This is a genomic window from Mycobacterium branderi, from assembly GCF_010728725.1.
Lineage (GTDB): Bacteria > Actinomycetota > Actinomycetes > Mycobacteriales > Mycobacteriaceae > Mycobacterium > Mycobacterium branderi.
The window spans coordinates 1,300,434-1,320,860 of the sequence record NZ_AP022606.1 but is presented as its reverse complement, the minus strand read 5'-3'; the positions used below and the strand labels follow the sequence as shown (position 1 = coordinate 1,320,860).

The following is a 20,427-nucleotide window of genomic DNA, read 5'->3' as shown; positions in this document are numbered from 1 at the left end:
CCATGACGACGCCGCAGGGAAAGATAAACAAACCACCGGCCCAGCCGTACAGGTTGGCCGGTGTGGTCGTTGCGTTGGTCAGCGTGCTGGTGCTGTGGCTGGTCTACCTGCAGTACAAGGGAGATTTCACCGCCAAGACGCAGCTGACGATGCTGTCGGGCCGGGCGGGTCTGGTGATGGATCCCGGCGCGAAGGTCACCTACAACGGTGTGCAGATCGGCCGGGTGGCCCACATCGCGGAGATCCAGAAAGACGGTCGGCCGACGGCCAAGTTCACGCTGGACGTGTATCCCCGCTACCTCAAGCTGATTCCGGCCAACGTGGATGCCAACATCAAGGCCACCACGGTGTTCGGCCAAAAGTACGTGTCGCTCACGTCGCCGAAAAACCCCACGCCGCAACGGATCACACCACGTCATGTGATCGACGCAAGGTCGGTGACCACCGAGTTCAACACTTTGTTCCAGACGATCATGTCGATCTCCGAGAAGGTCGACCCGGTCAAGGTGAACCTGACCCTCTCCGCGGCCGCGGAAGCGCTGAACGGATTGGGCGACAAGTTCGGTCAGTCGATCGTCAACGGCAACGCCATCCTCGACGACGTGAACCCACGGATGCCGACCATCCGTCACGACGTTCAACAGTTGGCCACGCTCGGCGACACTTACGCCAACGCGTCGCCAGACCTGTTCGACTTCCTCAACAACGCGGTCGTCACGGCACGCACCCTGCATGAAAACGAAAAGAACCTGGATCAGGCGTTGCTCGCGGCGACGGGCTTCGGCGACACCGGCGCCGACATCGTCAATCGGGGCGGGCCGTACCTGGCGCGTGGCGCCGCCGATCTGGTTCCCAGCGCGCAGCTGCTCAACACCTATGCTCCGGAGATCTTCTGCGCCGTCCGCAACATCAGCGAGGCGGAACCGAAGGTCGCCGCGTTCACCGGTGGCTTCGGCGGCTACGAGCTGCGAACCAACGTCGCGCTGCTTTCCGGGTTGGGAATGCTGGCGTCTCTGCCCGGGGCGGGCATCACCGCGGCGACGATGGGACTGGCAGGGTTGGCCGGACTCGTCGGCGGATCGCCGAATCCCTATATCTACCCGGAGAATCTGCCGCGCATCAACGCTCGCGGCGGTCCGGGCGGGGCGCCGGGTTGTTGGCAGAAGATCACCCGTGAGCTGTGGCCGGCGCCGTATCTGGTCGTTGATACCGGCGTCAGCCTAGCGCCGTACAACCACGTAGACGTCGGCTCGCCGTACGCAATCGAGTACGTCTGGGGCCGCCAAGTAGGGGACAACACGATCAACCCATGAGTATCAGAGGCACTGTCATCAAGCTCGGCATCATCGGAACGGTGCTGCTGGCATTCACGGCGCTCCTCGTTGTGGTGTTCGGTCAGATGCGCTTCGACCGGACCTACAGCTACTCCGCGGAATTCAGCAATGCCAGCGGATTGCGCAACGGGCAGTTCGTCCGCGCCTCCGGGGTGGAGATCGGGAAAGTCAAGAAGATCAAGCTGGTCGACAACGGCCACAAGGTGCATGTGGACTTCGACGTCGACCGCGGCGTGCGGCTGTACCAGTCCACGACCGCGCAGATCCGGTACCTCAACCTGATCGGTGACCGTTACATGGAGCTCAAGCGCGGGGAGGGCGAAGGTTCCGATCGGGTGCTGCCGCCCGGTGGGTTCATCCCGCTCTCGCGCACCCAGCCGGCCTTGGACCTCGACGCGTTGATCGGTGGTTTCAAGCCGCTGTTTCGGGCGCTCGACCCGGACAAGGTCAACAACATCGCCTCGTCGATCATCACGGTCTTCCAGGGCCAAGGCGGCACCATCAACGACATCCTCGACCAGACAGCACAACTGACCTCTCACATCGCCGAGCGTGACCAGGCCATCGGCGAGGTGATCAAGAACCTCAACATCGTGCTCGACACCACCGTGCGGCACCGCAAGCAGTTCGACGAGACCGTCGACAACTTCGAGAAATTGATCAGCGGGCTGAACAATCACGCCGACTCGCTCGCCGCCAACACCGCGCATATCAGCGACGCCGCGGGAACGGTGGCCGACCTGTTGGCCGAGAACCGGTCCCTGTTGCACGACACCATCAACTACCTGGACCCGATCCAGCAAGCGATCATCGATCAGCGCGACCAGTACGACGATCTCCTGCGCCGCGCGCCGGTCGGGGTGAACACGGTGGGCCGAGCTGTCGGTAGCTATGGAGACTGGGTGAACTTCTACTTGTGTGATCTGACGCTGAAGACCAACGGGTTACAGCCTGGCGGGCCGGTTCGCACGGTCAAGATCTGGCAGCAGCCGACGGGTAGGTGCACGCCGCAATGAGAACCCTCGAGCCTGCCAACCGGCTCCGCATCGGCCTGATGGGCATCGTGGTCACGCTGCTCGTCGTCGGCGTGGGCCAAACCTTGACCAGTGTCCCGATGTTGTTCGCCAGTCCCATCTACTTCGCACAGTTCCCCGACTCGGGCGGATTGAACAAGGGCGACAAGGTGCGCATCGCCGGCATGAACGTCGGCAAGGTCGAGGGAATCAAGATCGACGGCGACCACATCGTGATGAAATTCTCGACCGGCAGCCAAACCATCGGCACCGAGAGCCGCCTAGCGATCAAGACCGACACCATCCTCGGCCGCAAAGTGCTCGAGATCGACCCGCGCGGCACCCAGAAGCTGCGTCCGAACGGCACACTGCCGCTGGGTCAAAGCACCACCCCGTACCAGATTTACGACGCGTTCTTCGACGTCACCAAGGCCGCCGCGGGCTGGGACATCGACACCGTCAAGCGGTCTTTGAACGTGTTGTCGGAAACCATCGACGAGACCTACCCGCACCTGAGCGAGGCCCTAGACGGGGTGGCCAAGTTCTCCGACACCATCGGCAAGCGCGACGAGCAGGTCACCCACTTGCTCAAGCAGGCCAACCAGGTGGCCAGTGTGCTCGGGGAGCGCAGCGATCAGATCGACCGCCTGTTCGTGAACTCGAATACGCTGCTGGCGGCGTTCAACCAGCGAAGCCGCGCCATCGGTGCGTTGCTGGGCAACGTCTCCGCGCTCTCGACGCAGCTGCAAGGCGTCATCAACGACAACCCCAACCTCAATCACGTGCTCGAGCAGCTGCGCACCGTCAGCGACCTGTTGGTCGCGCGCAAGGACGACCTGGCCACCGCGGTCACCCTGCTCTCCAAAACCATCGCCGCCTTCAACGAAACCGTCGCGTCGGGACCGTATTTCAAGGTGTCGCTGGCCAACTGGCTGCTAACGCCGGGCTGGATCCTGCAGCCGTGGGTGGATGCGGCGTTCAAGAAGCGCGGCCTCGATCCGGAGGACTTCTGGCGCAGCGCGGGGCTGCCGGCGTTCCGGTTCCCCGACCCCAACGGCACCCGGTTCCCCAACGGTGCGCCGCCTCCGGCACCGCCTGTGTTGGAGGGCACGCCAGATCACCCGGGACCGGCCGTCGCTCCGGGCTCGCCATGCTCGTACGCGCCGACGCCGGATCTGCTGCCGCGGCCGTGGAACCCGATGCCGTGTGCGGGCGTCGACCAGAGCGTGGGCCCGTTCGGGCCGAACGGGCCGTACCCCGCGTTGCCCGACGTGTTGTCGTCGCCGCCGAACCCCAACGGCTTGCCGCCGACACCGGGGATCTCGGTCGGTGGGCGACCGGGCGAGGTCGCACCGGACGTTCCGGGCACACCGGTGCCGATCGCCCCGGGTCCGCCTGGGGGACGCAGCGAGCCACCGGGTCCGGTGGCTGGTCCGGCTCCGGCGAATCCCGCGGCGGCGCCCCCGCCGGCACCTCTGCCTCCCGGACCGCCGGCGCCACCGGGGCCGGGCAACCAGTTGCCGGCGCCGTTCATCCCGCCTGGTCAAGGCGGAAACAGCCAGCCAGGCGGTGGGGGAGGAAGCTTGGGAGGTAGAGAAGGTTGAGCACCGTCTTCGATATCCGCAACCTGCGGCTACCCAAGCTGTCGCGGGCGGCGGTAATCATCGGCTCGCTGGTGATCGTGCTTGCCCTGGTCGCCGGCTACGTCGGGATTCAGCTCTTCAAAAAACTGACCAACAACACCGTCGTCGCATACTTCCCCGAAGCCAACGCGCTATATCGAGGCGACGAAGTCCGGATCATGGGCGTGCCCGTCGGCTCGATCGACAAGATCGAGCCGGCCGGCGACAAGATGAAGGTGACCTTCCACTACGCCAACAAGTACAAGGTGCCGGCCAACGCGTCGGCGGAGATTCTCAACCCCACCCTGGTGGCGTCGCGCTACATCCAGTTGGACCCGCCCTACAAGGGCGGCCCGGTGCTGGGCGACAACGCGGTGATCCCGATCGAGCGCACCCAGGTGCCCACCGAGTGGGACCAGCTGCGCAACACGGTCACGAACATCATCTCCAAACTCGGCCCCACCAAGGAGCAGCCCAAGGGGCCGTTCGGCGACATCATCGAGTCGTTCGCCAACGGGCTGGCCGGCAAGGGCAAGAAGATCAACACCACGCTGGATGCCCTGTCGCGGTCCCTGAATGCGCTCAACGAGGGCCGCGGCGACTTCTTCGCCGTGGTGCGCAGTTTGGCTCTCTTCGTCAACGCGCTGCACGAGGACGACCAGAAGTTCGTCGCGCTCAACAAGAACCTGGCTCAGTTCACCGACAGCCTGGCCGGCTCGGACCGCGACCTGGCCAACGCCATCCAGCAGTTCGACAGTTTGCTCACGACACTGCGGCCGTTCCTGGCCAAGAACCGCGAAGTGCTGGCACACGACGTCAACAACCTCGCGTCGGCAACCAACACACTGCTGCAGCCCGATCCGCTGAATGGCTTGGAAACCGTGCTGCACGTGGCGCCGACGGCGCTGGCGAACCTGAACCAGATCTACCACCCGTCGATCGGCGCCGTCGTCGGCCAGCCGGTGTCGATCCTCGGCGGCATCGGCTTCGCGAACCCGATGCAGTTGATATGCAGCACGATTCAGGCCTTCAGCCGGGCGGGCTACCAGGAATCCGCCGAACTGTGTGCGCAGTATCTGGCGCCGATTCTGGACGCGATCAAGTTCAACTACATCCCGTTCGGGTTGAACTTCTTCAGCACCGCCGCGACGCTGCCCAAGGAGGTCGCCTACTCCGAACCGCGGCTGCAGCCGCCACCGGGATACAAGGACACCACCGTGCCGGGGATCTGGGTGCCCGACACCCCGACCTCGCACCGCAACACGCAGCCGGGCTGGATCGTCGCGCCCGGAATGCAAGGGACGCAGGTGGGTCCGATCACCGAAGGCCTGCTGACCCCGGAATCGCTGGCCGAACTGATGGGTGGCCCGAACATCGAGCCGGTCCAGTCGCAGTACCAAACCCCGCCGGGGCCGCCCAACGCGTACAACGAGGAGCCCGGCCCGCTGCCGTTCGTCGGCGTACCCGGGAATCCGCAGCCGATACCACCGCCGCCGCCCGGGCCCGAGGTGGTGCCCGGACCGGTCGCGCCGACGCCGGCACCGGTCTCGGGGCCGGTCAGTCCGCAGGTACCGGGTCCCGGTGGACCACCGCTGCCCGCTGAGGCAGCCTCTTCGACAGGAGGGGGCTCGTGAGCCGCGTGATGAGCGCCGTGAGCGGCGCGAAGAGTCCGGCGAACAAAGAGCTGGTGAGCCGAGTAATGCACTTGGTCCGCCACCGGGCCTGGCAGGGGCTGGTTCTGGCGGTCGTCGCGGTGATGCTGAGTTCGTGTGGCTGGCACGGCATCTCGAACGTGGCCCTGCCCGGCGGTCCGGGCAGCGGAGCCGGCGCCTACACCCTCTACGTGCAGGTGCCGGACACACTGGCGATCAACGGCAACAGCAAGGTGATGGTCGCCGACGTGTTCGTCGGCAAGATTCGCGACATCCAGCTGAAGAACTGGGTGGCCACGCTGACGCTAGGCGTGGACGGCAACGTCAAGCTGCCGAAGAACGCCACCGCCAAGATCGGGCAGACCAGCTTGCTGGGTACGCAGCACATCGAGCTGGCGGCACCGCCGAACCCGTCGCCGCAACTGCTGAAGGACGGCGACACCATCCCGCTGAAGAACTCGTCGGCGTGGCCCAACATCGAGCGCACGTTGGCCAGTCTCGCAATGATTCTGCGCGGCGGCGGCATCTCGAACCTCGAGGTGATCCAGAACGAGGTCAACAACATCCTGAGCGGACGCGGCCCGCAGATCCGCGCGTTCCTCGGGAAGCTGGACACCTTCACCGCCGAGCTCAACCAGCAACGCGACGACATCACCCACGCCATCGATTCCACCAACCGGCTGCTGGCGTATGTGGGCAACCGCGCGGATGTGCTGGATCGGGTACTGACCGAATTCCCGCCGCTGATCAAGCATTTCGCCGAAAAGCAGCAACTGCTGATCGACGCCACCAATGCGCTGGGCCGTCTGAGCCTGGCCGCCGACCAGTACCTGTCGGAAACGCGGGGCCCGCTGCATCAGAACCTGCAGCTGCTGCAGTGCCCGTTGAAGGAGTTGGGCCGCGCCGCGCCGTATCTGCTCGGCACGCTGAAGATCCTCGCCACCATCCCGTTCGACATCGACACCGCTCCGAAGCTGATTCGAGGCGACTTCATGAACGCCTCGCTCAACCTCGACACGACGTTGTCGACCGTCGACAACGCGTTCCTCACCGGAACCGGGTTGTCCGGTGCGTTGCGGGCACTCGAGCAGTCGTATGGCCGTGACCCGGCGACGATGATTCCCGACGTCCGCTACACGCCGAACCCGAACGACGCCCCCGGCGGACCTTTGGTGGAGAGGGCGACATGCTGACTCGGTTCATCAAGCGCCAGTTGGTGCTATTCGGCATCATCACCGTGGTCGCCCTGGTGGTGCTCGGTTGGTACTACCTGCGGATCCCGACCTTGATCGGTATCGGCCAGTACCAGCTGAAGGCGGACCTGCCGGCGTCGGGTGGCTTGTACCCGACGGCGAACGTCACCTATCGCGGCATCACGATCGGCAAGGTCACCGATGTCGAGCCGACCGAGCGCGGCGCGCAGGCGACGATGAGCATCGACAGCCGTTACAAGATCCCGGCCGATGCGACGGCGAACGTGCACTCGGTGTCGGCGGTCGGTGAGCAATACCTGGACCTGGTGTCACCGGGCAATCCGGGCAGGTTCTTCTCGCCCGGACAGACCATCACCAAGGGCACGGTGCCCAGTGAGATCGGGCCGGCTCTGGACACCGCCTACCGCGGGTTGGAGGCCTTGCCCAAGGACAAGATCGGTCAACTGCTCGACGAGACTGCGCAATCGGTTGGTGGATTGGGCCCGGCCCTGCAACGGCTGGTCGACTCTACTCAGGCGATCGTCGGTGACTTCCGGACGAATATCCGCGACGTCGACGACATCATCCAGAACTCGGCGCCGATCCTGGACAGCCAGGCCACCTCCAGCCCGCAGATCGAGCGCTGGGCGCACAACCTGAATGTGTTGGGCGCACAGGCGGCCGAAAAGGACCAGAACCTGCGGGACCTGCTACCGAAGGCGGCGCCGACCGCCGACGACCTCAACGCGGTGTTCAGCGACGTCCGGGATTCGCTGCCGCAGACCCTGGCCAATCTGTCGGTCGTGATCGAGATGCTCAAGCGTTACCACGCCGGCGTCGAGCAGGTGCTGGTGCTATTGCCGCAGGCCGGTTCGATCATCCAGACGATCTCGACTCCGTACGAGCAAGAACACAATGCGGTGCTGGACCTCGGTGTGGCGATCAACCAGCCGCCGCCATGTCTGACCGGGTGGCCTCCCGCGGCTGAGTGGCGGTCGCCGGCGGATGTCAGCCTCGCGCCCCTGCCGGAAGGTGCGTACTGCAAGATCCCGCAGGAGACTCCCGCCAACGTGGTGCGCGGTGCGCGCAACATCCCGTGTGTCGACGTGCCGGGTAAGCGCGCCGCGACGCCGAAGGAGTGCCGCAGCAACAAGCCCTACGAGCCGGCCGGTACCAACCCGTGGTACGGCGACCCGAACCAGATCCTCAACTGCCCGGCGCCCGGCGCCCGCTGTGATCAGCCGGTGAATCCGGGCCAGGTGATACCGGCGCCGTCGATCAACAACGGACTGAACCCGCTGCCTGCCAGTAAGCTGCCGCCCGGAGGCCTGACGCCGCCGCCGATCAGCGACCCGCTGCAGCGGCCCGGTTCGGGTACCGTCCAGTGCAACGGGCAACAGCCCAACCCGTGCATCTACACCCCGGCTGGGCCTCCCACCGCGGTCTATAGTCCTCAGAGCGGTGAGGTGACGGGCCCCGACGGAGTTAAATACTCCGTCAACAACTCGAGCAACACAGGAGACGACGGATGGAAGGAGATGCTGGCGCCAGCCAGCTGAACCCCGCCGAAACAGACGATTCGTCGTCAGATCAGACCAGCACCGAGGTGAAGAGCGAGGATTCGTCGCCGGAGGTGACGGCCGAGGATTCGCCAGAATCCGAGGGCGGAGCCGACCAGACAAGCCCGGAGTTGACGGCCGAGGATTCGCCAGAATCCGAGGGGACGGCCGATGAGGACTCCGAGGCGGAAGCCCAGGCGGAGGATGCGGCCGAAGACGCTGTTGACGAGCGGAACCCGTCGCGCCTGGGACGCCGGTGGTGGATCGGCATCGCCGCTGCGCTTCTTCTGCTGGCCGGTGGCATCGGGGCCGGCGGCTACCTCGCACTGCGTTTCAATCAAGACAGCCAGGCCATTGCGCGCCATGAGGCGCAGGCTGTCGCGGCCGCAAAGGACTGCATCGCGGCAACCCAGGCGCCAGATGTTGAGGCAATGTCGGCCGGGGCGCAAAAGATTATCGACTGCAGCACCGGAGATTTCCGGTCCCAAGCGGTGCTGTACAGCAGCCTGTTCGTCCAGGCCTATCAGGTTGCCAACGTTCAGGTCCAGGTGTCTGATCTGCGCGGGGCGGTAGAACGGCGCAATCCGGACGGCTCATTCGACGTCCTCGTGGCCCTGCGCGTCAAGATGTCCAACACCGAAACGCAGAACCGGGAAATCGGCTACCGATTGCGGGCGAAGATGGCACCCGATGAAGGGCAGTACCGGATTGCCAAGCTCGACCAGGTGGCCAAGTGACGGCGGTGGTCGCCGAGACCGACATCACGCCGGCAGTCGAAACGGCGCTGCCGAATAGCCTGGCGCACTGGCATATCCGCGCCGCTGCGTTCATCGTCGATGTATTGCCCGGCGTCGCCGTGGTGGCGACGATGACGTTGGGATCGTTGGCGGTGCCGGTACGCGGCGCGTGGTGGTCGCTGTGTATTGCCGTTGCGGCGACCGCGATACTGCTGACGCTGATAAACCGGACGGTGTGGCCGGCGAATCGCGGTTGGAGCCTGGGCCGCGCCTTGATGGGAATCACCGTCGTACGCCGCGACGGGGGTTCCGCCGGGGTGGGGCGGCTGCTGCTGAGGGACTTCGCCCACCTGTTGGACACCATCTCGGTGTTCGTGGGTTGGCTTTGGCCGCTGTGGGATTCGCGGCGACGGACGTTTGCCGACCTGCTGCTGCGCACCGAGGTGCGCCGCGTCGATGCGGATCAGCGGCCCGCTATCGCCCGTCGGCTTGCCGCAATCGTCGTGGCGACCGCGGCGGCGCTGTGCGCGGGTGGTGCCGCGTTGAGCTTCACGGTGGTGTTTATGAACGAGCGGGCCTCCGACCAGACGCGCGCCGCCGTCCAGGCGCAGGGGCCGAAGATCGTCGCCGAGATGCTGACCTACGACCCGAAAACTCTGCAACAGGACTTCGCGCGGGCGCGATCGCTGACGACGGACAAATACCGCGACCGGCTCGCCAAACAGCAAGAGGTAGTGCAAAAGGGCCAACCTGTGGTCAACGAGTATTGGGTGACCAACAGCGCGGTCAAGTCCGCGACACCGGATCGGGCGGAGATGCTGTTGTTTCTGCAGGGTCATCGCGGCGGTGAGCAACAGCAGCGATTCATCACCGCCACCGTCCGGGTTACGTTCGCCAAGGGCCCAGATGCGCGGTGGCTCGTCGACGACCTGACCGTGGTGACCAAACCCAAACCAGCCAAGGGTCAAAAATGAGCCCGCGCCGCCGAGTTCAGCCCGGTGAACAGCCACTGTTACCGCAGGGGATGCCGAAAACTTCGCTGTGGTCGCGGATGTCGTTGCGGCAGTGGAAGTTACCGCGGCAGTGGTGGAAGCCGTCCCGGCAGTGGGTCATGCCCCTGGCGATGACCCTCGCCGTATTGGTCGCGGCGGGCGCGATCACCGCGTCGTCGTTCATCCTGGTCAACCATCGCAAACATCACGAGTTGGCGATGAAAGAAGTCGACGTCCTGGGATTTGCCCGATCGTTCATGACGTCATTCACGTCGCTGGATCCGTTCCACGCCAACGCCTACGTCGACCGGATATTGGCCAACGGCACAGGCGATTTCGCCAAGCAATACCGAGACAAGGTCAACGAGGTCCTCCTCAACGTCGCGCAGGCGGAGCCGACGAAAGGCACCGCTCTGGATGCCGGGGTGGAACGGTGGAACGACGACGGCAGCGCAAGCGTGCTGGTGGCTACCGAAGTTACCTACAAGACTCCCGACGGAAAGCAAACAATCGAGAGCACAAATCGTTGGGTGTTAACCGCTCAGCGGGAAGGCGACCAGTGGAAGATCAGCAGCCTGCAGCAGGTGATCTGACCGATGCCGAGCAGCCGCCGCGGAAGCGCCGCTGGTGGCCCAGCCGAGGACGCGACAAGTCCGCGGTTGCTGCGACCGAGGGCGTCGAGCCGGATTCCGACGCGTCTGAGGTAGAAACGTCTGAATCGCCGACCGACGATGCTGTTGAAAGCGACACGGCAACGGCCGAATCCAGCGATTCTGACGAGGCGAGCGATTCTGACGGGGCCAGCGAGTCTGACGAGGCCGCCGTCGACGAAGCCGGGGAAGCAGCGGTCACGGAGACCGACGCGGCCAGGCGACCGGTCGGTCGTCGGCTCGCCATCGTGGTGGGCGCCGCGGCCGTATTGTTCGTGGCCTCCGCGGCGTTCGCCGGCGCGATGGTTCAGCCATATGTGAAGGACCGCGCCACCGTGGACACCAAGCTGCGAGTCGCAAGCACCGCGGCCAACGCCATCACCACGTTGTGGACTTACAACCCCGACAACATGGACAAGCTGGCCGATCGGGCGGCCCAGTACCTCAGCGGCGACTTTGAAGCGCAGTATCGCAAGTACATCGACGCGATCGTGGCGCCGAACAAGCAGGCCCAGATCACCAACACCACCGAAGTAACCGGGGCGGCGGTGGAGTCACTGAATGCGAACAACGCCACCGCGATCGTCTACACCAACACGACATCTACCAGCCCGCTGTCGAAAAACGTTCCGGCGCTGAGGTATTTGTCTTACCGGCTGACCATGAAACGCGATCACGCGCGCTGGCTGGTGACCAAGATGACGACCATCACGTCGTTGGATTTGACGCCGCAGATATAGGCAGCCTGCCGAAAGGTATTGGACTCCATGGCAGTTGCCTCGCCGGTGTCCGATCGGCTCACTGTCGCGGCGCTGCTGTTGCTGACGTTTGCGACGGGTTTGGTGGACGCGATCAGCGTGCTGGTCCTCGGCCACGTGTTCGTCGCCAACATGACGGGCAACGTCATCTTTTTGGGCTTCTGGTTTGTTCCCGGCTCCGGAATCGACCTGACTGCTGCCGTCGTCGCGTTCCTGGGATTCCTGTGCGGCACGGTGCTCGCCGGCCGGTTGACCCGCCTGCTGGGTGACAAGCCTCGGCACTGGCTGACCGTGGCGCTTGGCGCAGAGGTCGCGATGCTGGTGGCTCTGGCGATCCTGGCCGGCGCGGGTGTGCTGGGCTATCAGGACAACACGAAGCTCATCCTGATCACCGGGCTGGCAATGACTTTCGGCGCACAGAACGTCGCGGCACGCCAGTTCGGGATCCAGGAACTCAGCACGACGGTGCTGACGTCGACGATCGTCGGCATCGGCTTTGACAGCAGGCTGGCCGGTGGCACCGGTGAGCGGGAAAAGCTGCGCTACAGCGTGATTGCGGCGATGTGCGGCGGAGCCGTTGTCGGTGCGACACTGTCCCGGATCACCGTCGCGCCGGTGATAGCGCTGGCCGCCGCAGTGATCGCGGTCAGCATGCTGATCTTCCGGTTCGGCAAGCCGGCATAGGGCCGGCGCGCCAGAGTGGCAGTAGGCTCGTGTGCAGCCGATTGGCGGGGAGTGAGCACATGGAGGTGCCAGTCCGGGAGTGGACGCACTGGGCGGTTGGCTATGGCGTGCTGCGTCCGCTGTGGAAATTGCAAGCTCGGCGAGGTGATCCCTTGTCGCAGCTGGTGAGAATCGACATCAATCCGGCGATCGATATTTATCCGCTGATCGAGGAGATTCGCGCGGGCGGACGCATGCGCCGGATCGCGATGACCGGCTGGGTCACCGCTGACGCGCAGATTGTTCGTGACGTGCTCCGCGACATCCGGTTCAGAACCATCAAGCAGCGGGACCGCTCGCCTTTTCGTATCGTCCAGTGGATCCTGGCCAAGACCGACCCTGGCGTACTGAGTCCCATCGAGCCACCCTCGATGTTGGTCACCGATCCGCCCGAGCACACGCGGCTACGTCGCTTGGTCTCGCGGGCGTTCACGCCACGGGCGATCGAGGGACTCCGCAACCGTATTCACGAAGTTGTCGACGAACTGCTTCGCGAACTGGAGGGAAGGGCTGAGTGCGATCTTGTCGCCGAGTACACCTCCCGAATCCCGATAGCGATCATCGCCGAGATGATGGGAATTCCCCGCGACGAAACCGACCGTCTTCTTGAAATTGCCCAGGCGACAACGAAAATGATCGGCACGGCCGCCGCATCCTGGCGCGACTTTCGGGCGGCGACGAAGGTTCTGCGCGAGTTCGACCAGTACCTTGCGGAGCATATCGAGCGGCTACGCGGAGGCGGCGCCCCCGACAGCATTTTGTCCGACGTGATACGCCACGGCGACCTCAGCGACGTCGAGGTGAGGATGCTGGCGGGGCTGCTGCTTGGGGCGGGGTTTGTCACCACGACTCACGTCTTGGGCAAGGGCATCGTGGCGCTCGCCCACCACCCGGATCAACTCGCGACGCTCTGCGCCAACCCCGAGGTATGGCCCAACGCGATCGAGGAGATCCTGCGCTACGACACCACGGCCCAAATAATGCCGCGGGTCGCCACCGAAGACGTTGACCTCCATGAGTATCCGGTGCGGGCAGGGGACGCGATGTTGCTTCTGGTGGGCGGGGCCAACCGCGACCCGGCGGTCTTCGAAAACCCGGATATCTTCGACGTCACCCGCGCCAACGCCCGCGAGCACATCAGCTTCGGTATCGGTATGCACGCGTGTCTCGGTGCGGCGCTGGCGCGGATGGAACTACACATCGGCTTGCAGTCGTTGTTCGAGCGCTTCCCTCAGCTGACCCTGGCCGGCGAACCCACCTTCAACGACACCATCGGATTGCACGGCCTCAAACACCTACCGGTGTCACTTGGGGCGGCGAATATCCTCGCTTCCTAAGTGCGGCAGTCGCCCAGGCAACGCCGTCCCTTTGGAATTTCGGCCGCTTACCTAGCCGATCAAGTAGTTTCCGAAAGACTATGAGAACGATGGCTACTGTCGCGCTGATCGGCCATTCGGGGAAATAGAGGTGCTCCCCGCAGCGGGCGGTAGTCAGCGGCTGCAAAGGCCGCTGCGGCTGCCGATATCAACGCCAGGATGAGGGCTGGCTGACTGGCGTGGCCACGGAAGTCGTACAACAGCAACCAGGCAAGAGTCAGTGTGGTTGCTACGCCGAGGATGTCGGTCGCGCCGATTATCGACACGTCCTGCCTCATCAGGCCGAATTGTCCCCCGGTGATCGCGGTGGTCAACGCGCACACGGCGACGACCACACAGAGCGGGATCGTGAGTTTCCACAACTCCCACCCGCCGCGATCGGCGCCCTGAACGCCGGCCCAGGGCAGGAACAATGCCACGATCATCGCGGCGCCGGCTGCGCCGCAGACCAGCCGCCGGAGCAATGTAGTCATCTCGTCCTCCTCACGGTCCTACCAGTAATCGTTTCGACCAAAGGTCGTGCTGTCGATTACCTCGAGGTAATCGAGCCGCGAACCCAGTGGGGCTACAGTCAGTGCAGATGGCCAGCACCAGCTCCGCTCCTCAGGTCGGGCCGCTGTTGCGGGAGTGGCGCCAGCGGCGGCGGCTGACCCAGCTTGAGCTTGCGCTCGATGCGGGCGTATCGGCGCGCCATCTGAGCTTCGTCGAGACCGGCCGCTCAAAACCCGGGCGAGACATGCTGATTCGGATCGGGGAGCGCCTCGAGATCCCCTTCCGCGAGCGCAACAGGCTGCTGCTGGCCGCCGGGCACGCTCCGGCGTTCCCCGAGCACCCGTTCGGCGCACCCGAACTTGCTCCGATCCGCGAGACCCTGGAACGGATTTTGAAAAGTCACGAACCGTATCCGGCGGTGGTCTTCGACCGTCACTGGAACCTGGTCGCCGCCAACGCGGCCATACAGCCGCTCGTCGAGGGCATCGATCCCACCCTGCTGAACCCGCCGGTCAACGTCCTGCGCGTCGGCCTGGAGCTGATTCCCCGGATCATCAACGCCCGCGACGTCTTGGCCTACTTTCGCGATCGCGTTCAGCGCCAACTCACTGCCACCGCCGACGAGCAGCTCGCAGCGCTCCTGGAGGAGTTTGAGAACTACCTGCCCCGCGACGATGAGCGCGATGCCGCAGCCGAATCCGCCTTCGCGCACAACCTCGGACCCGTCAGAGTGCGGGCACCCGACGGCGGGGAGTGGTCGTTCTTCGGCATGTTCGGCACATTCGAGATGCCGTTCGAAGTCACAATTTCCGAACTGGCGATCGAGCTGCTCTTTCCCGCCGATCACCCAACTGCGGATGCGTTTGAATCCCTTGCTCGAGATCGCGAAGAACAGTAGGTGCACTTGGCTGGGGGCAGTTCGGCATCCGCTCGTCGACGAAGTCGGTAGCTTTGGTGAGAGCCGACTTGGAGGAAGGTGGAATGTGCCGAGTCTATGAGGGCTCCTTCGCATGATTGACCTGCGCAGCGACACTGTCACCCGTCCGAGCCCGGCCATGCTCGAGGCGATGACCCGCGCCGAGACCGGCGACGACGTCTGGGGCGACGACCCCACCGTGCTGCTGCTGCAGGCGCGCGTGGCCGACGAGGCGGGAAAGGAAGCCGGGCTGTTCTTTCCCAGCGGCACGCAAAGCAACCTCGCTGCGGTGATGGCGCATTGCGGGCGCGGCGATGAATACATCGTCGGGCAGGCGGCCCACTCGTACAGAAATGAAGGCGGCGGTGCGGCGGTGCTCGCCAGCGTGCAGCCGCAGCCGTTGGACAACGCCGAGGACGGCACGATTCCACTTGAGCGCATCGCGGCCGTGATCAAGCCGGTCGACGATCACTTTGCGCGTACGCGCCTGTTGGCGCTTGAAAACACCATCGGTGGGAAGGTGCTGCCGTCGGATTACGTTGCCGAGGCCACGCAGTTCGCGCACGGGCGCGGGCTGACGACGCATCTTGACGGCGCCCGGCTTTTCAATGCCGCGGTGGCATCGGATCAGCCTCTAGCGGCGCTGGCCGAAGGCTTCGATACTGTGTCGATCTGCTTTTCGAAGAGTCTCGGCACGCCGGTGGGTTCGGTGCTCGTGGGCAGCAAGGCACTGATTGACGTGGCGCACCGCTGGCGCAAGGTGCTCGGCGGCGGCATGCGGCAGTCGGGAGTGCTTGCGGCCGCGTGTCTTTACGCGCTCGATCACAACGTGAAGCGGCTGGCCGACGATCACGCAAACGCCGCGCGCCTTGCCGAGGGGCTAGCGCAGATCGAAGAAGTAAAGGTGATATCGCACGCCACCAACATGGTTTTCGCCGAGTTCCCGGAGGCGGAGTGCGCGGCCCTGGAGGCGTGGCTCAAGGAGCGCGGCATTCTGACGCAGATGCTTTACTCGTCGCGGTTCGTGACGCATCTCGATGTGAGCGCCGACGATGTCGACACGTTCGTGGCGGCGGTGCGGGAGTACTTCACGCGTTGACCTGCAGTAGGTGCTCCACGCCAGCGTCGTCAGCGGACGCGGCGGCTTGCGCGGCGATCTACCGCCCCTACGTCGAGGACACGGCAATCACGTTCGAAACCAAAGTCCCGACGACTAAGCAGATGGCGTCGCGTATAGCAGCGGCTCGCGAGACTCACGAATGGCTCGTCCTCGAACAGGACCACCAAATCGTCGGCTATGCCTACGCGCACGCGTTCAATCCCCGCGCCGCATACCAATGGTCGGTTGAGACGAGTATCTATGTGGCAGCACACCATTACCGTTTCGGCGGCGGCCGCAAACTGTATACGCGCCTGCTCCAGCGGCTCATCGAGCGCGGCTATCGCAGAGCCTTCGCGGGCATCACCCAACCCAACGAAGCCAGCAACGCCTTTCATCGAAGTTTCAGGTTCGAGCACGCCGGCCTCTACCGTCGCGTCGGATGGAAACACGGGCAATGGCACGATGTCGCATGGATGCAGCTGGATTTACTTGGCGAGGCTGAAGACGACAGCCCGCCCATCCCGCGATGACAGTGGGCTCGAACATACTGCAAAAGCCTTGGTCGGAGCTCGTGGCGGACATGGCTTTTCCTCGAGTATGCGGATTCATACGCCGAACACCGCGTGTCGCGTACGAAACCGCACAATCGATGGAATCAGTTGAACGCCAACCAGCTTGGCAATGCCCGCTCGTGGGAATCGCACAGCACTTGGCGGGTGTCGCAGGATCCCTTCGGCACCCCGGCGCCGGCCCACATGCCGCCGGTATCGCGGCGAAGCACGATCGCCGACGACCCGCCGCCGTCGAGCAAAATGGCTGTGTCGCTGCCCAATCCACGGAACAGGTCCTGGATGTTGTCCGGTGTGTAGCTGCCGCCCTGGAACACATACATCTCGTCGCGGGTCTTGGAATAGGCCAGGGCAGTCCGGGCAGCGCTGGGCCCGCCGTCGTTGAGCTGACCAGTGCTCCCGGGAGACAACAACCCCAACCCGCTCACCGCGACGAACTGCTCACCCTTGTCCACCAAGCCCGTAACGACCCGGGTGGCGGCGTCGTAGTCGTTGCCGTCGCGACCGCCGTTGGGCCACAACACATACGGCGCTCCGTGGGTCGGCAGAATCATCGTCGCCAACGCGCTCCAGTGTTCGTTCCCGCCCGAGAGACCCTGCTTGCCGGCGTAGGGAATGGTGCCGGTGACCGCCTGGTTCGCCCGGCCCTGTCCGCGGGTGTTGTCGACGTAGGCGCCCAGGGGTGAACTGCAGCCCGTCGACCTCCACGAGCCACCCTTCTGTCCGCGGACATCGAAGAAGTTGGCGTTGATGGCGATGGTTGGCTGGCCCATCACTTGCCAGGCTTGCACCGGGGCATAGGTTTCTGACGCCTGCAGGAGCCCGTCGCCCGTGCGCGCCCCTGGGTTGCGTTCACACCGTGCCTGGTAACCACGGTGGCTGTCCACCAGCAGATGTGGGGAAAGCCGTTGTGAGGCAGCCTTGATGATCATCAGATGGCCGCCGCTGGTGCCGTCGTACCAGCTGCCGCCCGCATTGAGCATCGGCGCGGGATGGCCGGCGCCGAAGTTGTACACCAGGTAGGAACCGCGGGTGTTGGCAATGGCATTGGCCAGCAGCTCGCGAGCCTCGGCGGCGCGCGCAACCGGCTGTCCGATGCCGGTCGCCAGCGTGACACACGACGCCAGCACGGCGCAGCAGGCTGTCACGCGCCGGAAGGCGACAGCCAGAGTCGACACGGGGGACCTTTCGGCGCGGAAGTCGATACAACAAGCACAACATTAGCCACGCCAGTAACACAGTCAACTTACATAACAGTCGGGTGACGCTTTGGCTGCGGCGGAATTACGTTCAGCCGCTTGCGATTACAGTTCTTCGCGTTCTGGCGCGGACGCAGCCGGGATGCGGTGATAGCCGCGGCGGTCGTAGATGCGGGTGACAATGCCGCCGAGCAGCAGGCCGATCACCAGCCCGATGGCCGTCAACACTAGCGCGTGCGACAGCCCGGCATCGGCCCGCCCGTCGAGGTAGAGCAGGGCCCGCGCGCCCAGATAAACCTGGTGCATCGGCTCGAATTTCGCCAGCCAGCCGAACAGCGGCGGCGTCGCCTCCAAGGGAACGGTGGCGCCCGCCGAGGGCAATCCAAGGATCACGAAGACGAACATGCTGACCAGCAGGCCCAGCGTGCCCAGCACCGCGATCAGCGACGTCGACGTGACCCCCACCGCCGCAATGGCGAACACCCCGTAGAGCCACAGCGGCCAACTGCGGTCGATGGGCATGCCGAGCCCGCTGGCTATCGCCATGTAGACCGCCGACGTCAACAGCGCCAGGAGCGCCATCAACGCCCATTTGATCAGCAGCGTGCGAAATCTCGAGATCTTCACCTGCTCGGCGAACCGGTAGACCGGGCCGAATTCCGCTGGCACGTATCCGAGCATCGAGTCCACCAGGGTGCTGACCACAATGCTGCCGGTGAATCCCGCCAACAACAGCAACAGGGCGTAGTAGAACGCCGACAGGCCGTTGCCGGTGCCGTTCGGCAGGGCTTTGTATACCTCGCTTTTGATGTCAATGGGGCTGCCGAGAATCGCCGTTACGGCGCCGGCCATCGGTGCGCCCTGCGCTTGTGCGGCTACTTCTTGGGAAAGTCGTTCGCCCAGGCGCTGATTCGCCACTGCCATCGCTTGGGACAGCGTCTGGCCGGCAATGCTGGCGCCTAACGTGCCGGCGCGCGGATTCGTCGTGACGCGGACGGCAGGCCGATCGATGGGTCCCGAAGTGACTGCGCCGCGGGCGAGGTCCTGCAACTTCGACGAAAACGTGGGAGGGATCACCACCGCCCCGTAGACGCGTGCCGTGTCCAATTGGCTCATGGCATCTTGACGGGAGAGCACGCGCACGTCGAACTTGTTGTTGTCCAAGCCGGACGTCAGACCGTTGACGAGCTGGTCGCCCGTCGGCCCGGCATCCTCGTTGACCACCGCGACAGGAAAATGCCGCAGATTGGTCATCGGGTTCACGATGCCGCCGAGGTAGAAAGCCGCAAGCGCCGACAGCACCGCCACCGTGACGACGATCGGTACCAGCCAGAAGCGCACCGTCCGGGTGGCTTTGACACCAGCCGCGGGGTCGGGTGCTGCGCGCCGTGGTTGGGAATCAGACATGCGGGCTCCAGTTCGTCGGGCTCACCCTAACCGCGAAAAAGTTAGGAGCGACGCATCAGCGGGCACTCTGACGCGTGACGGCGCCGAGCGGGCGCCTCCGAACACAGGAGAAACAATGATCGGAACCATTTTCAGCGCCCTGATCGTCGGACTGATCGTGGGCGCACTTGCGCGACTGGTGATGCCCGGGAAGCAGAACATCGGCATCATTATGACGATCGTGCTGGGCGCGCTCGGTTCATTTCTCGGATCGTGGTTGACATACAGCGTCGGTTATAAAAACGCCAACGGCGGCTGGGCGGTAATCCCGTTTCTGGTCGGCATCGTCGTCGCCGTCGTCTTGATCGCGATCTATCTGGGACTGACCGGGCGGCGTGGTCAGATTCCTCGCTAACCGGGGGTCTAGCGGCCGAGTGCGGTATGCATCTCCCAGACCAGGATCTCTGACGGCGCAGCCGCGGTGACCCGCTGGCCGTCCGACCCGGTGAAGCGCACGGCATCTCCCTCGGCCAGATCGCCGATGCCCTCGACGGTCAGCCGGCCGCGTGCGGCGAAGAGGTGCAGATAGGGCGCGGCCGGCAATTCCACGGCCGCACCCGGCTCGAGCCGCGCGGCATAGAGCGCCGCGGAGCGGTTGTGGATGGTGATCGCGGCGTCCTGCCCGGGCCGGCCCGACGCGACGGGTACCAGCCCTCGCATGTCGCCGATCTCGTGTTGCTGGTAGCTGGGGTCGATCCCGGTCTCGTCGGGCACCACCCACATCTGCACGAAATGCACCGGCTCCGTGGGTGAGTCGTTCTTTTCGGAGTGCATGATCCCGCTGCCGGCCGACATCCGTTGCGCCAGGCCGGGATAGATCACGCCGCTGTTGCCGGCCGAATCACGGTGCGTCAGTGAGCCGTCCAGCACCCACGTCACGATCTCCATATCTCGGTGCGGGTGAGTGTCGAAACCCGAAGCGGGCGCGACGATGTCGTCGTTGTTGACCAGCAGCACGCCGTGATGGGTGTTGTCGGGGTCGTAGTGGTCGCCGAACGAGAACGAATGCCTGGACTTTAGCCACGACGTCGTGGTGACGGCCCGGTCTTGTGCACGTCGAAACTCCGCTGTGGCACTCACGACTTCAGGGTAGC

Annotated in this window: 20 protein-coding genes; 16 read left to right on the top strand and 4 right to left on the bottom strand. The window is 64.7% G+C overall.

The features are described from left to right. The first annotated feature begins 2 nt into the window (after positions 1-2). The 12 genes from G6N47_RS06815 to G6N47_RS06760 all read left to right on the top strand — a co-directional run bounded on the left by G6N47_RS06815 (position 3) and on the right by G6N47_RS06760 (position 13,570). On the top strand, positions 3-1,313 hold the full coding sequence (locus tag G6N47_RS06815) for an MCE family protein (protein WP_083133200.1): 1,311 nt from the start codon (positions 3-5) through the stop codon (positions 1,311-1,313). Continuing rightward, positions 1,310-2,350 (top strand): virulence factor Mce family protein, encoded by a 1,041-nt coding sequence (locus G6N47_RS06810; RefSeq protein ID WP_083133199.1) that lies wholly within the window; start codon positions 1,310-1,312, stop codon positions 2,348-2,350. Before G6N47_RS06815 ends, G6N47_RS06810 begins: the two co-directional genes overlap by 4 nt. Further along, positions 2,347-3,951 carry a virulence factor Mce family protein gene (locus G6N47_RS06805; RefSeq protein WP_083133198.1) on the top strand — a complete coding sequence of 535 codons (1,605 nt, stop codon included), beginning with the start codon at positions 2,347-2,349 and terminating at the stop codon, positions 3,949-3,951. Before G6N47_RS06810 ends, G6N47_RS06805 begins: the two co-directional genes overlap by 4 nt. Further along, the gene (locus G6N47_RS06800; protein WP_083133197.1) at positions 3,948-5,603 is read left to right on the top strand and encodes a virulence factor Mce family protein; all 1,656 of its coding nucleotides are present in this window, start codon (positions 3,948-3,950) and stop codon (positions 5,601-5,603) included. Before G6N47_RS06805 ends, G6N47_RS06800 begins: the two co-directional genes overlap by 4 nt. Positions 5,604-5,668: 65 nt before the next feature. Beyond that, the gene (locus G6N47_RS06795) at positions 5,669-6,814 is read left to right on the top strand and encodes a virulence factor Mce family protein (RefSeq protein WP_083133252.1); all 1,146 of its coding nucleotides are present in this window, start codon (positions 5,669-5,671) and stop codon (positions 6,812-6,814) included. Continuing rightward, a complete protein-coding gene (locus G6N47_RS06790; protein WP_083133196.1) occupies positions 6,808-8,373 on the top strand; it encodes a virulence factor Mce family protein in 1,566 nt (521 codons plus the stop codon). The genes G6N47_RS06795 and G6N47_RS06790 overlap by 7 nt, the downstream gene beginning before the upstream one ends. Next, the gene (locus tag G6N47_RS06785) at positions 8,343-9,110 is read left to right on the top strand and encodes a hypothetical protein (protein ID WP_083133195.1); all 768 of its coding nucleotides are present in this window, start codon (positions 8,343-8,345) and stop codon (positions 9,108-9,110) included. Before G6N47_RS06790 ends, G6N47_RS06785 begins: the two co-directional genes overlap by 31 nt. Beyond that, positions 9,107-10,084, top strand: a complete 978-nt coding sequence (locus G6N47_RS06780; protein WP_083133194.1) for an RDD family protein — start codon at positions 9,107-9,109, stop codon at positions 10,082-10,084. Before G6N47_RS06785 ends, G6N47_RS06780 begins: the two co-directional genes overlap by 4 nt. Next, entirely contained in the window at positions 10,081-10,695 is a 615-nt protein-coding gene (locus G6N47_RS06775) for a mammalian cell entry protein (RefSeq protein WP_083133193.1), read from the top strand. Before G6N47_RS06780 ends, G6N47_RS06775 begins: the two co-directional genes overlap by 4 nt. Next, on the top strand, positions 10,662-11,492 hold the full coding sequence (locus G6N47_RS06770; RefSeq protein WP_083133192.1) for a mammalian cell entry protein: 831 nt from the start codon (positions 10,662-10,664) through the stop codon (positions 11,490-11,492). The genes G6N47_RS06775 and G6N47_RS06770 overlap by 34 nt, the downstream gene beginning before the upstream one ends. Before the next feature lie 27 nt (positions 11,493-11,519). Beyond that, on the top strand, positions 11,520-12,194 hold the full coding sequence (locus G6N47_RS06765) for a YoaK family protein (RefSeq protein WP_083133251.1): 675 nt from the start codon (positions 11,520-11,522) through the stop codon (positions 12,192-12,194). Between the two features lie 59 nt (positions 12,195-12,253). Next, complete coding sequence (locus G6N47_RS06760) at positions 12,254-13,570, top strand: cytochrome P450 (RefSeq protein WP_083133191.1); 1,317 nt, start codon at positions 12,254-12,256, stop codon at positions 13,568-13,570. A gap of 59 nt (positions 13,571-13,629) precedes the next feature. On the opposite strand, the gene G6N47_RS06755 is transcribed toward G6N47_RS06760, so the two are convergent. Continuing rightward, the gene (locus G6N47_RS06755; protein WP_083133190.1) at positions 13,630-14,082 is read right to left on the bottom strand and encodes a hypothetical protein; all 453 of its coding nucleotides are present in this window, start codon (positions 14,080-14,082) and stop codon (positions 13,630-13,632) included. Between the two features lie 107 nt (positions 14,083-14,189). Here G6N47_RS06755 and G6N47_RS06750 point away from each other — a divergent pair, with 107 nt between their 5' ends. The 3 genes from G6N47_RS06750 to G6N47_RS06740 all read left to right on the top strand — a co-directional run bounded on the left by G6N47_RS06750 (position 14,190) and on the right by G6N47_RS06740 (position 16,649). Then, complete coding sequence (locus G6N47_RS06750) at positions 14,190-14,999, top strand: helix-turn-helix domain-containing protein (RefSeq protein ID WP_083133189.1); 810 nt, start codon at positions 14,190-14,192, stop codon at positions 14,997-14,999. A 112-nt stretch (positions 15,000-15,111) separates the two neighbouring features. Further along, positions 15,112-16,116: a low-specificity L-threonine aldolase gene (gene ltaE, locus G6N47_RS06745; protein WP_083133188.1), complete on the top strand. Its 1,005-nt coding sequence runs from the start codon at positions 15,112-15,114 to the stop codon at positions 16,114-16,116. Continuing rightward, entirely contained in the window at positions 16,113-16,649 is a 537-nt protein-coding gene (locus G6N47_RS06740; protein ID WP_083133187.1) for a GNAT family N-acetyltransferase, read from the top strand. Before ltaE ends, G6N47_RS06740 begins: the two co-directional genes overlap by 4 nt. A gap of 125 nt (positions 16,650-16,774) precedes the next feature. Here the strand turns inward: G6N47_RS06740 and G6N47_RS06735 are convergent, their stop codons facing one another. Next, the gene (locus G6N47_RS06735; RefSeq protein WP_083133186.1) at positions 16,775-17,893 is read right to left on the bottom strand and encodes a phosphodiester glycosidase family protein; all 1,119 of its coding nucleotides are present in this window, start codon (positions 17,891-17,893) and stop codon (positions 16,775-16,777) included. A gap of 99 nt (positions 17,894-17,992) precedes the next feature. Then, the gene (locus G6N47_RS06730; protein WP_083133185.1) at positions 17,993-19,294 is read right to left on the bottom strand and encodes a YhgE/Pip domain-containing protein; all 1,302 of its coding nucleotides are present in this window, start codon (positions 19,292-19,294) and stop codon (positions 17,993-17,995) included. A gap of 115 nt (positions 19,295-19,409) precedes the next feature. Between G6N47_RS06730 and G6N47_RS06725 the strand changes: the two genes are divergently transcribed. Continuing rightward, positions 19,410-19,688, top strand: a complete 279-nt coding sequence (locus G6N47_RS06725) for a GlsB/YeaQ/YmgE family stress response membrane protein (RefSeq protein WP_083133184.1) — start codon at positions 19,410-19,412, stop codon at positions 19,686-19,688. A gap of 8 nt (positions 19,689-19,696) precedes the next feature. Here G6N47_RS06725 and G6N47_RS06720 read toward each other — a convergent pair whose 3' ends face one another. After that, positions 19,697-20,413 (bottom strand): pirin family protein, encoded by a 717-nt coding sequence (locus G6N47_RS06720; RefSeq protein WP_083133183.1) that lies wholly within the window; start codon positions 20,411-20,413, stop codon positions 19,697-19,699. Positions 20,414-20,427: the final 14 nt, after the last annotated feature.